We start from the raw sequence: 21,589 nt of genomic DNA, 5'->3' as shown, positions 1-21,589 counted from the left end.
TTGATGACGAAACTGATCAGGAAGCTGGGGCGGCCCGGAGACCTCGGCTGGGTGGTGCAGTCGCACGCGGAGATCTATGCGGCCGAGTACGGCTGGGGGCCGGCGTACGAGACGCTGATCGCGCAGATCGTGTCGGCGTACGCGTCCGGCCACGACGACGAACGCGAGGCCGCGTGGATCGCCGAGGTCGACGGGGAGCGGGCGGGCAGCATCTTCTGCGTGCGCGGGCCGGACGAGACGACCGCGCAGTTGCGGCTGCTGCTCGTGACGCCCGCCGCGCGTGGGTTGAAGCTGGGCGCCGAGTTGGTCGACACATGCTTGGAGTTCGCGCGCGAGGCCGGATACAAGCGGATGGTGCTGTGGACGAATGATCCGCTGGTCGCGGCGCGGCACATCTACCTGTCGCGGGGCTTCCGGCTGACCGGCACCGAGGTGCATGAGATGTGGGGCGACCACCTGGTGGGGCAGACGTACGAGCTGGACCTCTAGGACTTGCAGAGCGGTGCGCCGGGGGCCGCGGTCTTGTAGATCGCGTGGGAGAGGAACGTGCTCACGTAACCGTTGGCGACCGTCAGCGCGTGCCGCGGGCCGACGCTGCCGAGCGGAAGGTACCTGCGCAGCGGGTACGCCAGGTAGTAGACGCCGTAGTCGGTGAAGTTGAAGTGCCGGGTGCCGGGGATCGTCGCGCACCACGACGCCCCGGTGCTTGCCTTGAGCAACGAGAGGGCTCGGTCCCGGCCGTGGTCGTTCTTCGCGTCCGGGCCGCAGACGCTGGTGATACAGGAGTCGTCGGCGCCGAGCAGCAGCACCGGCGCCTTCACGCCCTTGCGTACGACTTCGCCGAACTGGATCCCGTCCAGGTCGACGGCGGCCGCGCAGCGCGGGTCCAGGCGGCAGGCCTCGAGCGACGCCGCGCCGCCGAACGAGTGGCCGACGTACGACGCGCCGACCGCGGACTCGACCGAGTCCGGCACCTCCTTGGCGACCATGCCGGCCGCGAACCGCGCGTCGGCGGCCCAGATCCCGACCAGGTGGTCGCCGACCTGCTGCGCGCCCTCGGTACTGTCGCCGAGATTCGGCGGATTCGCCTCCGGCTTGCTCTCGATGGTCTGCCCGCCGAGGACGGTGAGATTCGCGCTGTACGTCGGGGTGACACCCGCGACGAGGTAGCCGTGGCTGGCGAGGTTCTCCGCGAGCGCGGCGTACATCGGCGCGGACAGCCCCATACCCGGCATCAGCACCACGACCGGGAACCGTCCCGGCGCGATCGCAACTCGGTCGAGGGCGCGGTCCTGCAGCGTGTCGAACGGCCCCTGGAGCACCGAGGCCGGTGCCTTGAGGTGCAGTCCGCTCCACTCGCCCGGCGCGTACTGCACGCGGCGCCCGGTCGTCTCCTTGGCCACCGGGTACCACAGCCAGACGGCGAGCCGGCGCGGGCCGTTCACGTACGGATCACGGCGGGGCGTGTCGGTCCATTCGTACGTCCGGCGCCCGACCTGGAAACTCCCGCTCGTCTCCGGCAAAGCCACCGGCTCGGACCGCTGCACCAACACCCAACCCACATACCCGGCCCCGCCAACCAGCACGACCAGAAGCACGATCACGATTCCGGTCCGCACCCGTCGCCTCATACCCCAAGCCTCTCACCACCACCGCGCCCAGCCCCCACCTTCACCCGCCGAGTCGTGAGATTCGGCTGCCGCAACCAACCAAGATCCACGACTCGCCGACAAGTACCCGGACCATTCGCCACGACTCGACGGCGGCCGCGTGACTCGGCCGGGCATGTCGAAGGTGAGGGGGCGGCTCCGACGTTCCAGGAAATCGGATGGAGGAGCGGGAATGATTTTGCCGGATGTGGTGTCGCGGGACGAGTGGGTGGCGGCTCGGCGTGAGCTGTTGGCGGTGGAGAAGGCGTTCACGAAGGAGCGGGATGCGTTGAACACGCGGCGGCGGGAGTTGCCGATGGTGCTCGTCGACAAGGCGTACGGGTTCACCGGCGCGGGCGGCTCGAGCGGTCTGCTGGAGTTGTTCGAGGGGCGGGATCAGTTGATCGTGTACCACTTCATGTTCCAGCCGGAGTGGGATGCGGGGTGCCCGAACTGCACCGGATTCGTCGATGACATCGGGTCGACGCGGCTGCTCAACGACGCGAACACGACCTTCGCGCTGGTGTCGCGGGCGCCGTACGAGAAGCTCGCGGCGTACCGCAGCGCGCGCGGCTGGGAGTACCCGTGGTACTCGTCGTACGGCAGCGACTTCAACTACGACTACCACGTGACGCTGGACGAGTCCGTCGTGCCGTTCGAGTACAACTACCGCAGCAAGGCCGAGTGGGACGTGCTGCCGAACAACGACCACACCCAGATGCAGCAGCCCTTCGACCTGCACGGCCTGAGCTGCTTCCTCCGCGTCGACGAGCAGGTGTACCACACGTACTCGACGTACGGCCGCGGCCCCGACGCGATGACCTTCACCGCAACCGCTCTCGACCTCACCGCCCTCGGCCGCCAGGAACCCTGGGAAAAACCTGCCGGCCGCGCCGTCCCGCCGCCGCACGAGGACCACTGCCACTGACTGGGGCCGAGAAGGGAACGGGCCGGTCTGTAAGCCGGATTCTGTCGAGTGCGATCATCCATCTACGGTGACCGTTGCCGGGCACCTCCAGCAGCCTACCCGCGAGCTCGGGCGGGCAGCCCTCGGTCGCTCGCGCGGACGGTGGTTGCCCACCGCCCTTCTTGGCCTTGCTCCACGTGGGGTTTACCTAGCCTCCGCAGTCACCTGCGGAGCTGGTGGTCTCTTACACCACCGTTTCACCCTCACCCGCACTCCGGTGAACCACGGGGTTCATCGGAGCCGCTGGCGGTCTGTTCTCTGTGGCACTGTCCCGCGGGTTGCCCCGGGTGGGCGTTACCCACCACGCTGCCCTGTGGAGTCCGGACTTTCCTCGGCGCCCCTTCCAGCTGAGCTGCAAAGGACGACGCGATCGCCCGACCGACCCGTTCCGTACCCTCAGGATACGGCCTCGGCGGCCACCTCCGGCCACAGGCCGTCGGTACCCCGGTGGTACGGGCGGACCCCGACCACCGCGTCCAGGTTCAGCGGGCCGTAGATGTGCGGGAAACTCATCCCGGTCCCGTCCAGGTCCTCGTCGCACAGCGCCGACACCAGCCGGGCGGTGTCGATCACCAGCAGGCACAGCGGCTCGGCAGTGCCGTCGACGTCGTCGTATGCGAAGTTCGCCACCATCGCGACCTGCTCGGGGCGGGACGCGTGGATGAAGGTCGCGCCGTCGTCGAGGCTCTTGCCGCGGGTCGACCACCGGTAGCTCCCGGCCCGGAGCGCGGCCTCCCACTGGTCCACGAACGCGATGTGCAGAATCGTCGCCATGATCCAACGCTAGCCGCTGCGGCCGTCGATTAAGGTGCTCGACATGGCGAACGAGGAGCACAGCGAGACGGAGCCCGAGACCAAGACCGGCACCAAGACCAAGCCCGCGGAGCCCGTCGACGATCTCGTCGCGACGCGGCACGCGGTGACGGTCGACGGGCAGGAGTTGCGGTACACGGCGACCACCGGGCGGATCGTGCTGCGCGAGGAGGTACTGACCGACGGCACGTTCGACGGGCTGAAGCCGAAGGCCGAGGTGTTCCTCACGGCGTACACGCTGGACGACGCGGACGCCGGCACCCGCCCGGTGACGTTCGCGTTCAACGGCGGGCCGGGGTCGTCGAGCATCTGGCTGCATCTCGGCCTGCTCGGTCCGCGCCGTGTCGTGTCCGGTGACGCGGGCGAGCTCGCGCCGCCGCCGTACTCGATCGTCGACAACGCCGAGACGTTGCTGAAGTACAGCGACGTGGTGTTCGTCGACCCGGTGTCGACCGGGTTCTCGCGCGCCGCGGAGGGGGAGAAGCCGGGGGACTATCACGGGTTCACGCGCGACCTGGAGTCGGTCGGCGAGGTGATCCGGCTGTGGACGTCGCGCAACGGCCGCTGGATGTCGCCGAAGTTCCTGGCCGGCGAGTCGTACGGTACGACGCGCGCGGCGGGGCTCGCGGCGCATCTGCAGCAGCGGTACGGGATGTACCTCAACGGCGTCATGCTGATCTCGGCGGTGCTGGAGTTCGGCACGCTCGACTTCTCACCGGGCAACGACCTGCCGTACACGCTGTTCCTGCCGTCGTACGCCGCGATCGCGCACTACCACGGCCTGGTCCCGGACCGGTCGCTGGAGGAGGTGCTCGCCGACGCCGAGCGGTTCGCGGCCGGCCGGTACCCGAATGCGCTTGCCCAGGGCAACCGAATCCCGGCGGACTACCGGGCCGAGGTGGTCAGCCGGCTGGCCGCGCTGACCGGGCTGAGCGAGGACTACATCGACCGGGTCAACCTGCGGATCGAGCACATGCGGTTCTTCGGGGAGCTGCTGCGGTCGCGGCGGCAGACGGTCGGGCGGCTCGACGGACGATTCACCGGATGGAGTGCCGACTACGGTTCGGAGACGCCGGACCGCGACCCGTCGATGAACGCGATCACCGGACCGTACGCCGCGGCGCTGAACCACTACGTCCGCGTCGAGCTCGGCTATGAGAACGACCTGCCGTACGAGGTCCTGCACTGGGACGCGGCGAGCAACTGGTCGTTCAAGGAGTTCGAGGGCAAGCAGATCATGGTCGCCGACAAGCTCGCCGAGGCGATGCGCGTCAACCCGCACCTGAAGGTGCACGTCGCCTCCGGCTACTACGACGGCGCCACGCCGTACTTCGCCACCGAGCACACCCTCGCCCGCCTGCAGATCCCCGCCGAACTCACCACGAACATCGAAACCAAGTACTACCCCGCCGGCCACATGATGTACGTCCACGAACAATCCCGCATCCAGCAGTCCGCCGACCTCGGCACCTTCATCACCAACTCCGCCAACCGATGATCATGACCCGCCCTGCGGGCGTAGTTTCGGCGTCGCCTGTACCCGACGTCGAACTGCGTCCGCTGTCGGCGGACGATGCGGCGTCCCTGGGCCGCCTGTACTTCGAGGCGTACGACCCGGGTGTCGCCTCGGCAACCGAAGCGGAAGCCCTGGAGGACATCCACCGCACCTTCGACGGCGAGTACGGCGTACTCGACACCACCCTCAGCCGCCTGGCATGGAGGGGTGACGAGCTCGTCGGTGCCCTGCTCGTCGTTGAACGCGCACCGTGGCCGGACACCCCCGACTGCCGGTTCGTCATCGAGCTCTTCACCGCACGCAGCCACCGGCGGTCCGGGATCGCGAAGCTGCTGCTGGCCGAATGCTCGGCTGTGGAGGTCGCCTTGCGCGTCCAGGAGACCAACACACCGGCTCTCGCGCTCTACCGGTCCGTGGGGTTTCAGCCGGGGTAGATGCGGAAGCCGCTGAAGGTCTTGTGGTCGAAGGACGAGTAGAAGTCCTCGGCGGTGTCGGTGACGAGGTCCACGCGTTGGGCGCCGGTGAGGGGAGCGGCGTAATCGAGGAGGGCTCGGCCGATGCCCTTGCGGCGGTAGGCGGGGTGGACGGCCATCTGGGAGAGGTGGGCCTGGATGTGGCCGTCGCTCTGGAGGTAGGCGAAACCCACGACCTGCTCGCCGTCGAGGGCGACGACCGTCGTCACGCCGGGGGCGGTGAAGACGGCGTCGGCGCGGATCGGGTCCGCGGGCAGTGACGGCCAGTCTTCGGTCTCGCAGATCGCGAGGATGCCGGGGAGGTGTTCCTCGGCGTACTGCGTGACGTTCACGGCAGGGTGAGGACTTCGGCGCCGGTGTCGGTGACCACCAGCGTGTGCTCGAACTGCGCTGTGCGTGACTTGTCCTTTGTGGTGGCGGTCCAGCCGTCGTCCCACAGGTCGTACTCGTACGTGCCGAGCGTGAGCATCGGCTCGATCGTGAATGTCATGCCGGGCTCGATGATGTCGTCGAACCGCTCGTCGTCGTAGTGCGGGATGATCAGCCCGGAGTGGAATGACGTCGAGATCCCGTGGCCGGTGAAGTCGCGCACCACGCCGTACCCGAAGCGCTTCGCGTACGACTCGATCACCCGGCCGATGATGCTCACCCGGCGCCCGGGCCGGACCGCCTTGATGCCGCGGTTCAGCGCCTCGAGGGTGCGCTCGACGAGCAGCCGGCTCTCCTCGTCGACGTCGCCGACCAGGAACGTCGCGTTGGTGTCGCCGTGCACACCGTCGAGGTACGCGGTGATGTCGACGTTGACGATGTCGCCGTTCTCGAGCGGGCGGTCGTCGGGGATGCCGTGGCAGATCACCTCGTTGACCGACGTGCACAACGACTTCGGGTAGCCGCGGTAGCCGAGCGTCGACGGGTACGCGCCGCGCTCGACCAGGTACTCGTGGCCGACCGCGTCCAGTTCGTCCGTGGTCACGCCCGGCTTCGCGGCCGCGCCGACCGCCTGCAACGCCTGCGCGGCCAGCTTGCTCGCGACCCGCATCCTGTCGACCAGCTCGGGAGACGTCACGTAGGAACCGTCGAACGGCGTCGGCGCCGGCTTGTCGACGTATTCCGGACGCGGAATGGAAGCAGGTACGTCGCGGCGCGGCGAAATGACGCCAGGAGTGAGGATCGACATGGTGAGATCATTCTAGAGAGCGCGACAAGACTCCCAGGAGGTGGTCATCCAGATGAGCGACGATCACAGCAACGAGTGGTACTACAACACCAAGACCGGCAAGGTCGAGCCGTACCAGGGCGCGAAGTCCGGCGACCGGCTCGGGCCGTACAGCTCGCCGGAGGAGGCCGCCCGCGCGCTGGAGAAGGTCCAGGAACGCAACGAGGACTGGGACAACGACCCGAAGTGGGACGACGACTGACGTCCGGCGCCGGCGACATGCCGAGGGGCACCACCGATCAACTTCGGTGGTGCCCCTCGGCAGTTACCGCTGTCTGATCCGCGATCTCAGCGGGCGACGCGCTTGGCCGCGGTCTTGCGGGCCGGAGCCTTGCGGGCCGGCGCCTTCTTGGCGACGGTCTTCTTCACCGCGGACTTCTTCGCGGCGGTCCGAGCCGGCGCCTTCTTCGCGGCGACGCGCTTCGCGGGGGTCTTCTTCGCGGCGACCTTGCGGGCCGGCGCCTTCTTGGCGGCGACCTTCTTGGCCGGCGCCTTCTTCGCCGCGGTCTTCTTCGCGACCGTCTTCTTCGCGGCCGTCGTCTTGCGGGCCGTCGTCTTCTTCGCCGCCGCCGTGGTCTTCTTGGCGGCGGTCGCGCGCTTCGCCGGAGCCTTCTTCGCGACGGTCTTCTTCGCGGCCGTGACCTTCTTCGCCGGAGCCTTCGTGGCGGTGGTCTTCCGGGCCGGCGCCTTCTTCGCCACCGTCTTCTTGGCGGCGGTCTTCTTGGCCGCACTCACCTTCTTCGTCGCTGTCTTCTTTGCTGCGCTGACCTTGCGCGCGGTCGTCGTCTTCGCGGCGCTGGCCTTCTTCGCGACAGTCTTCTTGGCGGGAGAAGCCTTTTTGGCTGTCGCCTTCCCTGCGGCTGCCTTCTTGGCTGGCACTCTGCCTCCTTGGTGCGGCTGAGGAAAACCACGGTGGATTCCTCGTCGTCATGATGATGACAACACTTGTGCGCTACGTAAAGCACCGGAAACATCCGCAGGTTAAGGAGAACTGGCGGCGGATGTGCGCGCAAATGCCGAAAATCCTTGTGCAGAAGGGATTCCGCCGCGCCCCGAGCATGCCGGATGCCCGGAATATTTTCTTGGCGACACGCGGCAGTTTGTCGCCGAAACCGCCCTGTTCGGCGAGTGTTGTCCTCGGCAACGTCCTGCGAACCGAGGAGTTGAAGCACGTGCGTGACGACCTCGGCACCGTCGTCGAACTACCCCGCGAGGTACGTCGCGTGGTCAGCATCGTGCCGTCGTTGACGGAGTCGATCGCGGCCACCCGCGCGGACCTGATCGTTGGTGCGACCGACTGGTGCACGCATCCCGCGGACCTCGACGTGGTGCGTGTCCGCGGCACCAAGAATCCCGATCTGGAGCGCATCCGCGAACTCGCTCCGGACGTCGTCCTGGCGAACGCGGAAGAGAATCGCGCGGCTGATCTGGACGCGTTGCGCGCCAGTGGAATCGCGGTCTGGGTCACTGCGCCGACGACGGTGCCCGATGCACTCGATTCACTCGGCCGCATGCTCTCGGCGGTCGTCGGCGACGAGCCGCAATGGCTGAACGACGCACGCGCGGTGTGGCGCACGCCGTACGACGGAATGCGCCGGCGGGCGGTGATTCCGATCTGGCGTAGACCATGGATGGCGTTGGGGCGGGACACGTTCGCGGGCGATCTGCTGTCCCGACTCGGTATCGACAACGTGCTGAGCGAATCCGGTGAGCGTTATCCGCGGATCGATCCGGACGCGTTACCGGAGTACGACGTCGTGGTACTGCCGGACGAGCCTTATGCGTTTTCACCCGACGACGGTCCCGAAGCGTTCGGCAAACCCGCGCGCTGTGTATCCGGAAGGCATCTGACCTGGTACGGACCGTCACTCGTCGAAGCACGCGAATTGCTCACCGGGCAACTGGCGTGACGTCCGCCACGATCACCAGCGACGTCTGGACGGGTTAGGCATGCCTCACCTACGCTCCCTGCGTGCCGTCGATGACCGCGAAGAAGAAGTGCTGCAAGGACAAGCCGAGGTGCAAGAAGTGCCCGGTCGTCCTGCTGCGCCTGTCGAAGGCGGGCTGCGCCGAGCGGATCGACCGCGTGCACTACGAGGTGGACAAGAAGGTCCCGAAGAAGGTCCTCAAACAAGCGCGCAAGCGCTGATCAGGACGCGCGGCGCAAGGTGATGACGTCGGCCGCCTGACGGAGCAGACCCGGGATCGTCACGTGCGCGGCCTGGCCGGTCGCCTCGAGATCGTCGCCGTACCACCAGCCGTGCGCGCTGATGGTCTGCAGCTCGAGCTCCTCCTGGTTCGCGAACGTCACGTCGACGCGGTCCACCGCGACCGCGAAGAAGGTCTGGTGCTGGACGATCCGGCACCCGCCCCACTCGAACTCGATCGTGTTGGTCGTCACCGGTGCGCCGAGCGCGTCGATCGGCAGCACGATGCCGACCTCTTCGCGCAACTCCCGGCCGGCGGCTTCCGCGACCGTCTCGCCTGCTTCGACACCGCCGCCGATCGTGAACCAGTACGGCGTCTGCGGCTTCAGCGGGTCCCAGCCGTGCAGCAGCAGCACCTTGCCGTCCGGTCGCACCGGCAGCACGCGGGCCGTCGTACGGTGCCGGACCGTCCCTGGTGGTGGCAGCTGGGATTCGCTCACACCACAAAACGCTAAGGGACGAGGCCTGCTCCGTGCCGGGTCGTGCGGCGCGTCTCACATGGTTGCTGTGGACACCTACGATCACTGTGCGGATCATTTTTGGCATGGCAAGCATCGGTCTCGGACTGGCGGCGCTGGGGCGTCCTGGGTACATCAATCTCGGGCACGACGAGGACCTGCCGCCGCGACGGGCGGTCGAGGACCTGCGGGCCCGGACGCACGAGTTGCTGGAGCAGGCCTGGCTGGCAGGTGTTCGGTACTTCGACGCCGCGCGTTCGTACGGTCTTGCCGAGGAGTTCCTCGGCGAATGGCTGACGCCGGAACGCCGCAGTCAGCTGACCGTCGGCTCGAAATGGGGTTACACGTACGTCGCCGACTGGCGGCACGACGTGGACACGCATGAGGTGAAGGACCACAGTCTCGCGACGTTCGAGCGGCAGTGGCCGGAGACTCTTCGGGCGCTCGGCGGGCCGCCGGACTTCTACCTCGTCCACAGCCTCACGTCGGACAGTCCCGCGCTGGAGGACAAGCGCTTGCTCGATCGGCTGCGCGAGCTGACGGACTCGGGTGTCCGCGTCGGTCTGTCCACGAGCGGTCCGCGACAGGCCGAGACCCTGCACAAGGCGTTGTCCTCCGGTACGCCGTTCAGCGCGGTCCAGGCCACCTGGAATGTACTGGAGACCTCAGCCGGCGACGCGCTCGCCGAGGCTCACGACGCGGGCTGGTTCGTCGTGATCAAGGAAGCGGTCGCCAACGGCCGCCTGACGGCGCGCGCCGGCGAGACGCCGTTCAACGAGTTCGCTCACCAGCACGGCGTCGCGCCCGACGCGCTGGCCATCGGTGCGGCCGTTGCCCAGCCCTGGGCCGACGTGGTGCTCAGCGGAGCCACCACGACGGCACAGCTGACCAGCAACCTCGCGTACCGCACCGACGGCCCACTCACCGAGTTCGTCCAGCAACCGGAGGAGTACTGGACCGAACGTTCAGCCCTGCCGTGGATCTAGAAGGTGTGTTCTTCTCCGGGGAAGGCTCCTGAGGCGACCTCGGACGCGTAGGTCGCCGCGGCGTTGACGAGGATGCCGCGCAGGTCGGCGTACTGCTTCACGAAGCGTGGCATGGTGCCGGAGCGCAGCCCGGCCATGTCCTGCCACACCAGCACCTGCGCGTCGGTGTCGCGGCCGGCGCCGATGCCGATGGTCGGGATCGGCACCCGCTTGGTGATCTCCGCGGCCACGTCGCCCGGCACCATCTCGAGCACGAGCGAGAATGCACCGGCCGCGGCGAGCGCGACGGCGTCGTCGATCAGGCCGGCCGCCTGATCGCCCCGGCCCTGCACGCGGTACCCGCCGATGCTGTGCTCGCTCTGCGGCGTGAAGCCGATGTGCGCCATCACCGGGATGCCCGACTGGGTGAGCTTCTCGACCATCGGTACGACGGTCCGCCCGCCCTCGAGCTTCACCGCGTGGACGCCGGCTTCCTTCATGAACCGCACGGCAGTGTGGAACGCCTGCTCGGGCGACGCCTGGTACGAACCGAACGGCAGGTCCGCGACGACCAGCGCCCGCTCGACCGCACCGGCGACCGCACGCGCCAGCGGGATCAGTTCGTCGACCGTGACCCGCAGCGTCGTGTCGTAGCCGAACACGTTGTTCGCGGCGGAGTCGCCGACGAGCAGCACCGGGATGCCGGCCTGGTCGAAGATCTCGGCGGTGTACTGGTCGTACGCCGTCAGCATCGCCCACTTCTCGCCGCGGCTCTTGAAATCCCTCAGGTGGTGCACGCGGTACCGCCGCGGCCGCTTCGGCGCGTCGGCGGCGGGTGCACCGTCGCCGGACCGCTTGGCAGCGGACGCTCCACCGCCGTACGGCGAGACCTCGGACGCCTCGGAAGCAGGCGTCGCCGCGGCAGCCTCCGGTGCGTTGCTCGCGGACGGCTCTGCGGCGTTGCTCACGGGCGCAGCCTGCTGGGCCGGCGCGGCCTGCTGGATCGGCGCGGCCTGCTGGGCCAGCGACGTCTGCTGGGCCGGGGTGGCTTGCTGAGCCGCGGCCTGCTGGACCGGAGTGGCTTGCTGGGCCGGAGTTACCTGCTGGGCCGGAGTTGCCTGCTGCGCCGGGGTGGCCTGCTGGACCGGAGTGGCCTGGGCACGGCGAGCGCCGCGGGGCGAGCTGACCTGCTCCGCGGGGACCTGGCTCGGCGCGTCCTGCTGCACGTCGGCGCGTCGCCGCGCCCCGATCGGCCGGGCCGCTCCCGGTACGCGCGGCTGCTCGGGCACCGGAGTGCCGACAGCGTCGTCGCTCACCGGCGCATTGCTCTCGTACTCGGCACTCGGGTCCGACAGGTACCCGTTGTGCGACTGCCCGCGCGGCCGAAGCCGGATCTCCTGCGGACGGGTCTCCTCCTCGCGCGGGCGGGCCGGCTCCGGCGGACGCGCCGGCTCACGCCTGGGCTCATGTGCGGGCTCATGCCGCGTCTCATGCGCGGGCTCCGGCGGGCGAACCGGCTCATGACTCCACACCGGCTCCGGACCAGGGCCTGGCTCGTAGCGGCGGGACGGCTCCTGCGCGCGACCTTCCTGCGCCCGCGGTGCTTCCGGACGCTGCGGCGGCCGCGGTGGCTGCTGCGAGCTCAGTCCGTTGCTGCTCGACCCATTGCTCGACCCATTGCTCGACCCATTGCTCGACCCATTGCTCGACGCAGGGCTCGACCCGTTGCTGCTGTGGCCGTTGCTCGAGCTGTAACTGCTCAACCCGTTACTCGCGGCCGGCGGCTGCGGGTGCGCACCGAACGGACTCGGCGGCGCGGCCGGAGTGGTCCAGTTCGTGCTGCCGTTCGACGACGGCGCGGGGCGCGGCGGCGTACCGTTTCCGCTCTGTCCTTGAGGCCGCGGCGGCTGCTGCGCTCCGGCCGCACCGTTGCTGCCCGACCCGGGCCCGAACGGGCTGGGCCGTCCCGGCGGCGGTGACTGCGGAGGCTGCTGCGCCGGCGGCTGCGGGCGGAACGGGTTCTGCTCCTGGTACTCCCGTCCGTACGACTCCTCGCGCGACTCCCCGTAGTACTCGGGGCGCTCGGTCCGCGGGGCCTGCTGCGGCGGTGGGGGTGCGCTCGGGAGGTACGGCGGTTTCGGAACGTACGGCTGCTGCGGGACCGGCCCACGCTCGTACGTGCGCGGGGCGTTCGGCAGCGACGGTGCCGGGTCGAGGCCGGAGCCGCGCTCCTGCCACGGGTCGTTGTCGTAGTCCGAGCGGCGGTGTTCCTCGGTTGCCCGGTTCTTCGGTCCGGTCCCGTACGGCGAAGGCAACTCCTCGTCGTCGCCCTGGGTACCGGCCGACAGGAAGTTGTCAACCATGCCCTCATCGTCCCACCGTTGCGGAGGGTGAGCGCCACCGCCTGTGGGTGAGCGATCGCTCACATCGCGTCGGGGCAGGTCCTGCCGGGGCAGGCCGGAGCGGTCGTGGAGCTCGTCGGGCGAGCTCCACGGGGTGTCTGTGGATGGGCGGTACCGCCAGGAGTCACTCAGTGCTCGGCCGCCTTTCGTGCGTCCTCACGCCATGCATTGGTGATCGGCAACCGGCGGTCCCGGCCGAAGGCCTTGTGGGTGATCTTCGGGCCTGGTGGGTACTGCCGGCGCTTGTACTCGGCTTTGTCGACGAGCTGGATCGTCTTGGTCACCAACTCGGTGTCGAACCCGGCGGCGACGAGTTCCGCACTGCCGCGGTCCTGCTCGACGTAGTCGTCCAGCATGTCGTCGAGCAGGTCGTACGGCGGCAGCGAGTCGGTGTCCTGCTGCCCCGGGCGCAGCTCGGCGGACGGCGGCTTGGCGATCGAGTTCTGCGGGATCGGGGGCTGCTGCCCCTTCTCCTTCGCGTCCGCGTTCCGCCACTTCGCGAGCCGCCAGACGACGGTCTTCGGCACGTCCTTCAGCGGTGCGTACCCGCCGACCGCGTCGCCGTAGATCGTCGAGTACCCGACGGACAGCTCCGATTTGTTGCCACAGGCAAGCACCAGGTGGCCGTCGGCGTTCGACAGGCCCATCCAGATCACCGCGCGGACCCGGGCCTGCAGGTTCTCCTCGGCCAGCCCGGTCAGGCCGAGGGTGTCCAGGAACGGCTGCACCATCGGCTGGATCGGGACGACGCGGTAGTTCAGCCCGGTCCGCGCGGCGAGCTCGGCGGCGTCGTCCTTGGAGTGGTCGCTGGAGTACACGCTCGGGTTCGAGATGCCGAACACGTTCTCGGCGCCGATCGCGTCACAGGCGATCGCCGCGACCAGCGAGGAGTCGATGCCGCCGGACAGGCCGAGCAGCACGGACTTGAAGCCGTTCTTCTGCACGTAGTCGCGCAGGCCGGTGACGATCGCGCCGTACATCTCGGCCTCGTCGGACAGCCGCGGCGCGATGTTCGCGGGGATCGCCTCGTACGGCGCGAGCGCGTCGGCCTGGAGGACGCTGTGGACGATCTCGATGCCCTCGTGGGTGCCGTGCGGAGTGCCCGACGCGGCGGGCAGGTCGAGGTCGACGACCATGCTGCCCTGCTCGAACTGCGGCGCCCGCGCGAAGATCGTGCCCTCGGCGTCGGCGATCAGCGAGTCGCCGTCGAAGACCAGCTCGTCCTGTCCGCCGACGAGGTTGACGTAGGCGAGGGCGCAGCCGGCCTCGCGGGCGCGGCGCCGGACGAGATCACCGCGGACGTCGTCCTTGTTGGCCTCGTACGGCGAACTGTTCACGACGAGCAGCAGGCCGGCGCCGGCCGCACGGGTGACCGCGACCGGTCCGCCGTCCTGCCAGAGGTCCTCGCAGATCACCAGTGCGACGTCGATGCCGTGGATGCGCACGACCTGCAGCGTGCTGCCGGGAACGAAGTGCCGGAACTCGTCGAAGACGCCGTAGTTCGGCAGGTGGTGCTTGACGGCGCTCGTCACCACGCGGCCCTGGTGGATCACCGCGGCGGCGTTGGTCGGCGAGCCTTTCGGGCGGCCGAGCCGGTCGATGCCCATCGCCGTACCGCTCGCCCGGTCGAGGTAGCCGCAGATCACCACGATGTCGCCGAGACCTTCGTCGGCGAGCCGCTGCGCGAGCTTCGTGATCCCTGCCTGGGAAGCGTCCACGAACGACGCGCGCAACGCCAGGTCCTCCACCGGGTAACCGGTCAGCCCGAGCTCCGGGAACGCCACCACGTGCGCGCCACGCTCGACCGCGTTCCGGGTCCACGCGACGATCCTGTCCGCGTTCCCGTCGATGTCACCCACGGTCACATTGAGTTGAGCGAGCGCTACCCGAAGCTGAGGCACGAGAGCACAGTACTGGTTCCCCCGGCCCGACCCCACGCCCGTCACCAACCTCTTACGAATGCCTCAGGTACCTCCGCACCTGATCGAGGTTCGCGTCCACCGGATCCATCGCGTCCAGGACGAGGTGCTCACTCTGCAACCGGGGGTACTCACTCCGCATCCGCAGCACGTGATCCCACCCGACTTCGTGCCATCCGGGGATCCCACGCCGCCGCCCGTCGAGCCGCCGGCGGTGCTCGGCTTCGTCGCTGCAGACACACTCGACGACCCGGAGCCGCCCGTCGTACCCAGTGGCCAGTTTCTTCCATCGGTCCGCGATCTCCGCGTTCACCAGGCAGTCGACGATCGCCGATTGCCCGAGCATCAACTGGCGTTTGATCAATGTCCCGAGCAGGTCGTAGTACATCGCCAGGAAGGCGGGGCGATCGAGGCCGCCGAGGACGCCGTGCGGTCTGAGGGCTCCGAGCAACCAGTCGCCGGCGAAAGCCGGCACTCCGGTTTCGGTCGCGAGCGCCTCCGCCAACGTCGACTTGCCGGTGCCTGGCAGCCCGGTGAACGCGATGATCTGCTTCACCTGGTCGACGTTATCGAGGTCGGAGGCTTCGGCACGGCGCAGCATGAGATGGGTCGACGTCCGAGGGGCGCGGTTGACCACCCGCTCCTCGGACGCCAACCCGACATCTCGGACGCATACCCACCAGATGCCGCTCTTCTCGTGAATGCGTGGCTTGCGTTGCGGGGGCTGGTTGCGCAGCTCGTGACGGTCCTGATGATGTGCAAGCTCGACAGGTAGTGCACCGGCGAGACACCGTACGCACGGACCTGATCACGCTCAAGTGCACCACCCGGCCCTCGACACATCCTGTCGACCTGGCTGGCGAGCGTCCTGCTCGCCGACCGGATGCGCCGGACCGGCTACCGCGGCCCGTTCGAACTCCTGATCAGGCGGGTCACCTATCAGCCGAGGACAACCGCGGCCACGCGGTCCCGCAACTCCGGGAGCCTCGCGTAGAACACATCACCCGGGCACTGCGTCGAGTTGTAGTCGCGGTGGCCGACGATCGCGACATGCGGGTCCAGGTTGTACTTCGTGCACAACCACGCGCACGTCAGCACCGACATGTCGAACAGCGCGACCGGCACGTTCTCGCTCACGTAGATGCCTTCGTGCTCGATGCCGATCGTGTGGCTGTTGTTGTTCGCGGTCTGCGCGCCGAGCACGTTCTGCCCGTTGTTGATCGACGACAGCGACTTGCTGCGGCCCTCCATCAGGTAGCCGCCGCGGCTGATCGTGAGCTGGTTGCCGATGTCGATCCAGCCGTTGGTGTCCATGTGCAGGTCCTGGATCCAGTGCTGGACCTTGTACGCCGCCGCGAGCGAGTAGTCGGTGACGTTCGGGCTCGCGGTGTGGTGGATGACGATGTGGTCGGGCTTGCCGATCACCTGGGTCGGGGACTTGGGCGGGCGCGCCGACCACTCGGTGCGCGTGTAGCAGCGCGGCGCCGGGGCGGCGTGCGCTGCTGTGGGCATGGTCGCGCCGGCCAGCAGCACTCCGCCGGCGGTGGCGCCGAGCAGGGCGCGCCGGGACACCCGGGCACGTTGGATATTTTCTGGGGCGGTCATGATATAGAAAATTCCCTACGAATCGGGCCGCCAAACCGGAATGGTCTAATGACGTGGTGACACAGGGTCAGGAGGCACCGGACGTGGTGCGGGTGGGGCGGCTCGGCAAGACGGTGCGGGTGCTGGTCGCCGTCGCCGGCATCGGTCTGCTGATCAACGGATCGGTGCGGGCCACCGACGACGCCTGGCCGTTCGGGCCGATGTCGCAGTACGCGATGTCGGTGCCCGACGACGCCAAGATCGACTACACCCGGATCAGCGCGCAGACGGACGCCGGCACGACGGTCGACGTACCGCTGAACATCGAGGGCGCCGGCGTCGCGCGGGCCGAGATCGAGGCGCGGTCCGGCGAGATCGTCGAGGACCCGTCGCTGCTGCAGCAGGTCGCGGACGGCTGGGCGCGCAAGCATCCCGACCAGCCGAAGTACGTGAAGCTCGAGCTGATCCGGGACACCACCCAGCTGGTGAAGGGCCGGGTCGAAGGACCCCCGGCCTCCCAGGTGCTCGCGACCTGGACGGTGACCCGATGAGCTGGTTCACGCCGGCGATCGCGATGGCGCGGATCGCGTGGCTGCGAACGATCCTGTACCTGTTCGTCATCCTCGACATGCACGCCTTCGTCCGCGACACCCGCGACAAGGGCGAGCACCCCGGGCTGTACGAACCGCTGCTGCTGGCCCGCCTCCTCGACCTGCCCCGGCCGTCGGTGGCGAACACGACGGTGCTGTACGTCGTGCTGATCGTCGCGTGCCTGATCGGCGCGACGAACCACTTCCCGCGGATCGCCGGCTGGGTCGTCGCCGCGGCGTTCACGTGGTGGGTGCTGATCGGGATGAGCGATGGCAAGGTCGACCACGACCATCTCGCGCTCGTGATCGCGCTGTGGGTGCTGCCGACCGTCGGCCGGGCGAGGTACGGCGACCAGACCCGGTCCGAGGCGGCCGGCTGGGCGATCCGGTGCATCCAGATCTGCGTGATCGCGACGTACTTCCTGTCCGCCGTCGCGAAACTGCGCAGTGCCGGATGGGCGCTGACGTGGCCCGGCAGCGCCGTCCTGACCTGGGCGATCGTGCGACGGCCGCACCCGGTCGGGGAGTGGTTGCTGCACTACCCGTGGATCCTGCACGTGATGCAGTGGGTCGGCATCATCGGCGAGTTCCTGTCGCCGGTCGTCCTCTGGCTGCGCGGCCGCTGGCAGCTGTTCGGGGCGCTGTTCTTCATCGGCTTCCACGCGGCGAACACTGCGATCCTGCTGATCCACTTCCTGCCGACGGTCGTCTGCTGGCTGGCGTTCGCGCCGCTCGAACGGATCGTGCCGTGGTTGCGGTCGAGGCGCTCAGACCGCGATGCCCGAGAGGCCGAAGACCAGGCCGAACACGGCCGGCAGGCCGAGCAGCAGGCCGGCGCGTAGCTTGAACCGGCGGCCGCCCGGCCCCGGCGTCCGGACGACCCGGGACAGCACCGCCCCGGCGTACCCGAAGACGAGAGCGGCGAGCAGGATCTGCCGAGTCGGCAGGTTGTCGGCGTCGTGATGCGTCAGCCCGAGCGTGACCAGGCCGGTCAGGCAGAACGCGCACATGCCGAACCCGAGCTCCGGCACCGGCAACCAGCGGCGGCCGAGGACGTCCCGCTCCGCGGGTCGTTTCCGCCGCAGCGACTGCACGAACCGGGCGGTGCTGACGATCAGGTCGCTGACGCACAGCACCGCTGCCACGATGAGCGCCGCGTGGAAGATCGTCTGCACAAGGGGACACGCTAGGCCCTGATCGTGGCACTGTCCGCCCCGCCACGTAACGTCTGCTTAACAAGCGCGGGGCACACTGTGAGAGACCCCGCTAAGCCGGTGAGAGGTGGACTGATGGACAAGCAGCAGGAGTTCGTGCTGCGCGCGCTGGAGGAGCGCGACGTACGTTTCGTGCGGCTCTGGTTCACCGACGTGCTCGGGTTCCTCAAGTCGGTCGCGGTGGCGCCGGCCGAGCTGGAGAGCGCGTTCGCCGAGGGCCTCGGGTTCGACGGGTCGGCGATCGAGGGATTCGCCCGGGTGACCGAGGCCGACATGCTCGCCAAGCCGGACCCGTCGACGTTCCAGATCCTGCCCTGGCGGGGCGAGACCATGGGCACCGCGCGGATGTTCTGCGACATCAACATGCCCGACGGGTCCTCGTCGTTCGCCGACCCGCGGCACGTGCTGAAGCGGACGCTGTCGAAGGCCGCCGACCTCGGGTTCACGTTCTACACGCACCCGGAGATCGAGTTCTACCTGTTCAAGTCGCTCGTCGGCGCGCCCGGCACGACACCCGAGCCGGTGGACTCCTCCGGGTACTTCGACCACACCCCGCAGGGCATCGGCAACGACTTCCGCCGCGAGGCGATCACGATGCTCGAGTCGATGGGCATCTCGGTCGAGTTCAGCCACCACGAAGGCGGTCCCGGCCAGCAGGAGATCGACCTGCGGTACGCCGACGCACTGTCGACCGCCGACAACATCATGACGTTCCGCGTCGTGGTGAAGGAGGTGGCGCTGTCGCAGGGCATCTACGCGTCGTTCATGCCGAAACCGCTGTCCGACCAGCCCGGCTCCGGGATGCACACCCACATGTCGCTGTTCGAGGGCGACCGGAACGCGTTCTTCGAGGGCGGCGCGCAGTACCAGCTGTCCAAGACCGGGCGGGCGTTCATCGCCGGCCTGCTGCAGCACGCGGCCGAGATCACCGCGGTCACCAACCAGTGGGTCAACTCGTACAAGCGGCTCGCGGTCGGGGACGAGGCGCCGTCGTTCATCTCGTGGGGTCACAACAACCGGTCCGCGCTGGTGCGGGTGCCGATGTACAAGCCGCACAAGGGGCAGTCGTCGCGCGTCGAGTTCCGGTCGCTGGACTCGGCGGCGAACCCGTACCTCGCTTTCGCCTTGATGCTCGCCGCGGGTCTGAAGGGGATCGAGGAGGGGTACGAACTGCCGGCCGAGGTCGAGGAGGACATCTGGTCCCTCACGCCCCGCGAACGCAAGGCGCTCGGTATCAAGCCGCTGCCCGGCAGCCTCGCCGAAGCCATCAGCGCGATGGAGGACAGCGAACTCGTCGCCGAGACCCTCGGCGAACACGTCTTCGACTTCTTCCTCCGCAACAAGCGCGCCGAATGGCAGGACTACCGCCGCCAGGTGACCCCCTTCGAACTCAACAAGCTCCTGCCGGTTCTGTAGTACGCCGGGGGTCTGCCGGGCGGGTCACGAATCGACTTTGAACGGGTCGTGGTCGGTGAGGAGTTTGTCCAGGCGGGCCTGGTCGACGCGGTTCGTCACCTCGGAGATTTCCTGCCGGTCCCGGACGACCTTGCACAGGACGACCGTCGACGTCACGACGTACAACAGGCCGAGGGCGAGGAACGCTCGTACCCAGGGCTGGGCCGGGAGATACGCCAGGGCAATCACCATCGCCGAAACCGAGACGGCGAAGGAGGCGACCGCCTGGGCGTAGAAGGCTGCGGTCTGCCGGGGCTGGATGCTCTTCGTCATACCAGGATCGTCGGCCATCTGGAGAGGCGCGGCATGAGCAGAAACACTCAGACGCCTTCGGCCTACCCGGCCGGCTAGCGCTGGGAGATGTGGCCTACCCACCAGAAGCGGGTGGCGGTTGCGCAGTCTTTGCCGGTCCAGGTGGGCTGGAAGTGGTCGACGCCACCGCCGCCGATGTCGAGGGGTACGCCGGAGCGAGCGACGACGTTGTTCGCCTGGTCGAGGATCTCGAAGGACTGCGCATTGCCATGGACGGTGTACCCGCGTGGCCACACGAGCGTGACCGCGGTGGGGTCCGAGCCGGCCTGGACGCAGCCGTTCGCGTCGGCGCTCAACGTGGTGCCGAGCAGTGCCTCCATCACTGCGGGAGTGTCCACATCGGACCTCACGATCCGAGGGACCGGCCCGCTCGCGGGCGCCGGGGTTTCGCTGGCCGGCCGGACGAGCCATGTGGTACCGGCGATCGCCGCCGCCGCGACGGCAACACCGCCGACCGCCAAGCGCTTGGTGCGGGTCCGGCGGCGACGGATGCGGTCGGCAACGACGTCCTCGGCGAGGTCGACGGCTTCGGCGCCCTCGGCGGCTGTGGTGCGGAGCAGTTCGCGCAGGTCGGTCATGGGGTGCTCTCCTCGGTGATGGCGAGCTGCGTGGCGAGCTTGGTGCGGGCGTCGGAGAGGTGGCGTTTGACGGTGCCTTCGGCGCAGCCCAGCTCGTCGGCGATCTCAGGCACGGTCAGGTCCTCGTAGTAGCGCAGGACGACGCAGGCGCGCTGCTTCGGCGACAGTGTGCTCAGCGCCCGGCGGACCTCGTCGGCGACCGCGAACCGGTCGTCGTCGTGGTGGGGTGGATCGACCAGCAGGTGGCGGGTGGCGTTCCACCGGGCGAGCCGGCGGCGGCTGTCGACGTACTGGTTCAGCATGGCGCGCCGGACGTACGCCTCGAGTTGGTCGATGTCCCCGCCGACCCGGCGCCGCCCGAAGACACGCGTGAGTGCTTCCTGCACCAGATCGCCGGCACTCGCGGTGTCGCCGGTCAGCAGATAGGCGTAGCTGCGCAGCGCACCCCCGCGCGTCGCCAGCAACGCGCGGAACGCCTGCTCCCAGTCGGCCACCACACCACCGTCCTCTCACCGGTTCAGACGAACAACCGGCTTGCGACGTTGGGGGTCAAACGCCGGCAGTTTCCGAGGCGGGGGCGTCGTCGGAGGCGTGCTTGGAGGTCCAGCGAGCGGCCGCGGTGGAGTGACGGTACGGCGGCTCGGCCGGCGGCGGCTCGTCGAGCGGCGCGAGCAGCGTGATCGGGGTGGCAGGCGTGGCTACGACAACCGGTGTGCCGTCGGGGGCGAGGGCCTCGACCTCTTCGACGGTCAGCAGCCCCACCGGACGGACGCCTTCGGTGATGACGACGATGCAGCCGGGGATCACCTGCTGGGCCCGATTCCCCTTCGCAGGAACGAGAGTCCCCTCGGCGGGCGTCCGCCAGGCGCCGGGCGCGAACCGGCGCAGCGCAAGCCCGGCCTGCCCGTCGTCGGCGGTGCGCGGCGGCAGGTACGCGGTCGCCGTGTAGTCGTAGTCGTAGTCCGGCTCAGGCGGTCCGGAGACGCGTCCGCCCTGCTGGGGTGTCAACCACATCACCGTGCCGCGCACGGCGAGTGACCCCGTCATCATGACCATGGACAGTCATCATGCCCGACTACTGAGCGGGTTCGCTACACGACACCGTGTATTCACCGCAATCCAGCCGCAACTCAGCCGCGACCTTGTGCACCCACCAACCGTTTCGAGCCGCCGGAAACGGGGCGGATTCAGCCGGTGGTTGCAACACCGGTGGTTGGGTAGGGGGTTGAGAGTAGCTGGTTGAGGGTTTCGGCGGGGGTTTGGTAGTTGAG

General features: G+C 68.8%; 26 protein-coding genes and 1 other RNA gene. 11 read left to right on the top strand and 16 right to left on the bottom strand.

Going from position 1 to position 21,589, the window contains the following annotated elements; translation table 11 throughout:
• Nucleotides 1–3 precede the first annotated feature (3 nt).
• Complete coding sequence (locus ACWEOO_RS35300) at nucleotides 4–489, top strand: GNAT family N-acetyltransferase (RefSeq protein ID WP_452146757.1); 486 nt, start codon at nucleotides 4–6, stop codon at nucleotides 487–489.
• Here ACWEOO_RS35300 and ACWEOO_RS35295 read toward each other — a convergent pair.
• Nucleotides 486–1,631, bottom strand: a complete 1,146-nt coding sequence (locus ACWEOO_RS35295; protein ID WP_452146756.1) for an alpha/beta hydrolase family protein — start codon at nucleotides 1,629–1,631, stop codon at nucleotides 486–488. The two genes, ACWEOO_RS35300 and ACWEOO_RS35295, sit on opposite strands and share 4 nt — an antisense overlap.
• Before the next feature lie 211 nt (nucleotides 1,632–1,842).
• Here ACWEOO_RS35295 and ACWEOO_RS35290 point away from each other — a divergent pair, with 211 nt between their 5' ends.
• Entirely contained in the window at nucleotides 1,843–2,577 is a 735-nt protein-coding gene (locus ACWEOO_RS35290) for a DUF899 domain-containing protein (RefSeq protein ID WP_452146755.1), read from the top strand.
• Between the two features lie 14 nt (nucleotides 2,578–2,591).
• Here the strand turns inward: ACWEOO_RS35290 and rnpB are convergent.
• Nucleotides 2,592–3,002, bottom strand: an RNA gene (gene rnpB, locus ACWEOO_RS35285) — RNase P RNA component class A.
• Nucleotides 3,003–3,012: 10 nt separating this feature from the next.
• The gene (locus ACWEOO_RS35280) at nucleotides 3,013–3,390 is read right to left on the bottom strand and encodes a DUF952 domain-containing protein (protein ID WP_452146754.1); all 378 of its coding nucleotides are present in this window, start codon (nucleotides 3,388–3,390) and stop codon (nucleotides 3,013–3,015) included.
• Between the two features lie 43 nt (nucleotides 3,391–3,433).
• Between ACWEOO_RS35280 and ACWEOO_RS35275 the strand changes: the two genes are divergently transcribed.
• Complete coding sequence (locus ACWEOO_RS35275) at nucleotides 3,434–4,927, top strand: S10 family peptidase (protein WP_452146753.1); 1,494 nt, start codon at nucleotides 3,434–3,436, stop codon at nucleotides 4,925–4,927.
• A 2-nt stretch (nucleotides 4,928–4,929) separates the two neighbouring features.
• Nucleotides 4,930–5,379 carry an N-acetyltransferase family protein gene (locus ACWEOO_RS35270; protein ID WP_452146752.1) on the top strand — a complete coding sequence of 150 codons (450 nt, stop codon included), beginning with the start codon at nucleotides 4,930–4,932 and terminating at the stop codon, nucleotides 5,377–5,379.
• Here ACWEOO_RS35270 and ACWEOO_RS35265 read toward each other — a convergent pair.
• Nucleotides 5,367–5,750, bottom strand: a complete 384-nt coding sequence (locus ACWEOO_RS35265; protein WP_452146751.1) for a GNAT family N-acetyltransferase — start codon at nucleotides 5,748–5,750, stop codon at nucleotides 5,367–5,369. The genes ACWEOO_RS35270 and ACWEOO_RS35265 overlap by 13 nt on opposite strands.
• A complete protein-coding gene (gene map, locus ACWEOO_RS35260; protein ID WP_452146750.1) occupies nucleotides 5,747–6,595 on the bottom strand; it encodes a type I methionyl aminopeptidase in 849 nt (282 codons plus the stop codon). Before map ends, ACWEOO_RS35265 begins: the two co-directional genes overlap by 4 nt.
• A gap of 52 nt (nucleotides 6,596–6,647) precedes the next feature.
• Here map and ACWEOO_RS35255 point away from each other — a divergent pair, with 52 nt between their 5' ends.
• The gene (locus ACWEOO_RS35255; RefSeq protein ID WP_355484480.1) at nucleotides 6,648–6,836 is read left to right on the top strand and encodes a hypothetical protein; all 189 of its coding nucleotides are present in this window, start codon (nucleotides 6,648–6,650) and stop codon (nucleotides 6,834–6,836) included.
• A gap of 86 nt (nucleotides 6,837–6,922) precedes the next feature.
• Here the strand turns inward: ACWEOO_RS35255 and ACWEOO_RS35250 are convergent, their stop codons facing one another.
• Nucleotides 6,923–7,513 carry a histone H1-like repetitive region-containing protein gene (locus tag ACWEOO_RS35250; protein ID WP_452146749.1) on the bottom strand — a complete coding sequence of 197 codons (591 nt, stop codon included), beginning with the start codon at nucleotides 7,511–7,513 and terminating at the stop codon, nucleotides 6,923–6,925.
• A gap of 50 nt (nucleotides 7,514–7,563) precedes the next feature.
• Here ACWEOO_RS35250 and ACWEOO_RS35245 point away from each other — a divergent pair, with 50 nt between their 5' ends.
• Nucleotides 7,564–8,544 carry a helical backbone metal receptor gene (locus ACWEOO_RS35245; protein ID WP_452146748.1) on the top strand — a complete coding sequence of 327 codons (981 nt, stop codon included), beginning with the start codon at nucleotides 7,564–7,566 and terminating at the stop codon, nucleotides 8,542–8,544.
• A 62-nt stretch (nucleotides 8,545–8,606) separates the two neighbouring features.
• Nucleotides 8,607–8,783 (top strand): hypothetical protein, encoded by a 177-nt coding sequence (locus ACWEOO_RS35240; protein WP_359933119.1) that lies wholly within the window; start codon nucleotides 8,607–8,609, stop codon nucleotides 8,781–8,783.
• Here ACWEOO_RS35240 and ACWEOO_RS35235 read toward each other — a convergent pair whose 3' ends face one another.
• Nucleotides 8,784–9,281: an NUDIX hydrolase gene (locus ACWEOO_RS35235; RefSeq protein WP_452146747.1), complete on the bottom strand. Its 498-nt coding sequence runs from the start codon at nucleotides 9,279–9,281 to the stop codon at nucleotides 8,784–8,786. It abuts the gene before it with no gap.
• Nucleotides 9,282–9,385: 104 nt separating this feature from the next.
• Here ACWEOO_RS35235 and ACWEOO_RS35230 point away from each other — a divergent pair, with 104 nt between their 5' ends.
• A complete protein-coding gene (locus ACWEOO_RS35230) occupies nucleotides 9,386–10,285 on the top strand; it encodes an aldo/keto reductase (protein WP_452146746.1) in 900 nt (299 codons plus the stop codon).
• On the opposite strand, the gene panB is transcribed toward ACWEOO_RS35230, so the two are convergent.
• From panB to ACWEOO_RS35210, 4 genes are all read right to left on the bottom strand, one after another.
• Nucleotides 10,282–12,627, bottom strand: coding sequence for a 3-methyl-2-oxobutanoate hydroxymethyltransferase (panB, locus tag ACWEOO_RS35225; RefSeq protein WP_452146745.1), 2,346 nt, complete (start codon nucleotides 12,625–12,627; stop codon nucleotides 10,282–10,284). The two genes, ACWEOO_RS35230 and panB, sit on opposite strands and share 4 nt — an antisense overlap.
• Nucleotides 12,628–12,794: 167 nt before the next feature.
• Nucleotides 12,795–14,567: an NAD+ synthase gene (locus tag ACWEOO_RS35220; RefSeq protein ID WP_452146744.1), complete on the bottom strand. Its 1,773-nt coding sequence runs from the start codon at nucleotides 14,565–14,567 to the stop codon at nucleotides 12,795–12,797.
• Nucleotides 14,568–14,619: 52 nt separating this feature from the next.
• Nucleotides 14,620–15,141, bottom strand: a complete 522-nt coding sequence (locus tag ACWEOO_RS35215) for an AAA family ATPase (RefSeq protein WP_452146743.1) — start codon at nucleotides 15,139–15,141, stop codon at nucleotides 14,620–14,622.
• A 383-nt stretch (nucleotides 15,142–15,524) separates the two neighbouring features.
• The gene (locus tag ACWEOO_RS35210; RefSeq protein WP_452146742.1) at nucleotides 15,525–16,157 is read right to left on the bottom strand and encodes a peptidoglycan recognition protein family protein; all 633 of its coding nucleotides are present in this window, start codon (nucleotides 16,155–16,157) and stop codon (nucleotides 15,525–15,527) included.
• A gap of 89 nt (nucleotides 16,158–16,246) precedes the next feature.
• Between ACWEOO_RS35210 and ACWEOO_RS35205 the strand changes: the two genes are divergently transcribed.
• The gene (locus ACWEOO_RS35205; protein ID WP_452146741.1) at nucleotides 16,247–16,720 is read left to right on the top strand and encodes a hypothetical protein; all 474 of its coding nucleotides are present in this window, start codon (nucleotides 16,247–16,249) and stop codon (nucleotides 16,718–16,720) included.
• Nucleotides 16,717–17,601 (top strand): hypothetical protein, encoded by an 885-nt coding sequence (locus ACWEOO_RS35200; protein WP_452146740.1) that lies wholly within the window; start codon nucleotides 16,717–16,719, stop codon nucleotides 17,599–17,601. The genes ACWEOO_RS35205 and ACWEOO_RS35200 overlap by 4 nt, the downstream gene beginning before the upstream one ends.
• Here the strand turns inward: ACWEOO_RS35200 and ACWEOO_RS35195 are convergent.
• The gene (locus tag ACWEOO_RS35195) at nucleotides 17,527–17,934 is read right to left on the bottom strand and encodes a hypothetical protein (RefSeq protein ID WP_363713883.1); all 408 of its coding nucleotides are present in this window, start codon (nucleotides 17,932–17,934) and stop codon (nucleotides 17,527–17,529) included. The genes ACWEOO_RS35200 and ACWEOO_RS35195 overlap by 75 nt on opposite strands.
• 114 nt (nucleotides 17,935–18,048) lie before the next feature.
• Here ACWEOO_RS35195 and glnA point away from each other — a divergent pair, with 114 nt between their 5' ends.
• The gene (gene glnA, locus ACWEOO_RS35190; protein WP_359932734.1) at nucleotides 18,049–19,389 is read left to right on the top strand and encodes a type I glutamate--ammonia ligase; all 1,341 of its coding nucleotides are present in this window, start codon (nucleotides 18,049–18,051) and stop codon (nucleotides 19,387–19,389) included.
• 24 nt (nucleotides 19,390–19,413) lie between these two features.
• Here the strand turns inward: glnA and ACWEOO_RS35185 are convergent, their stop codons facing one another.
• The 4 genes from ACWEOO_RS35185 to ACWEOO_RS35170 form a co-directional block, all read right to left on the bottom strand.
• On the bottom strand, nucleotides 19,414–19,701 hold the full coding sequence (locus tag ACWEOO_RS35185) for a YiaA/YiaB family inner membrane protein (RefSeq protein ID WP_452146739.1): 288 nt from the start codon (nucleotides 19,699–19,701) through the stop codon (nucleotides 19,414–19,416).
• A gap of 74 nt (nucleotides 19,702–19,775) precedes the next feature.
• On the bottom strand, nucleotides 19,776–20,318 hold the full coding sequence (locus ACWEOO_RS35180; RefSeq protein ID WP_452146738.1) for a hypothetical protein: 543 nt from the start codon (nucleotides 20,316–20,318) through the stop codon (nucleotides 19,776–19,778).
• Nucleotides 20,315–20,812 (bottom strand): SigE family RNA polymerase sigma factor, encoded by a 498-nt coding sequence (locus ACWEOO_RS35175; RefSeq protein WP_452146737.1) that lies wholly within the window; start codon nucleotides 20,810–20,812, stop codon nucleotides 20,315–20,317. Before ACWEOO_RS35175 ends, ACWEOO_RS35180 begins: the two co-directional genes overlap by 4 nt.
• 55 nt (nucleotides 20,813–20,867) lie before the next feature.
• The gene (locus ACWEOO_RS35170) at nucleotides 20,868–21,374 is read right to left on the bottom strand and encodes a hypothetical protein (RefSeq protein ID WP_452146736.1); all 507 of its coding nucleotides are present in this window, start codon (nucleotides 21,372–21,374) and stop codon (nucleotides 20,868–20,870) included.
• Between the last annotated feature and the right edge of the window lie 215 nt (nucleotides 21,375–21,589).

This window comes from Kribbella sp. NPDC004138 (assembly GCF_053603655.1).
Note: the sequence above shows the minus strand (reverse complement) of the source record. Positions and strands in the feature narration are given on the sequence as shown.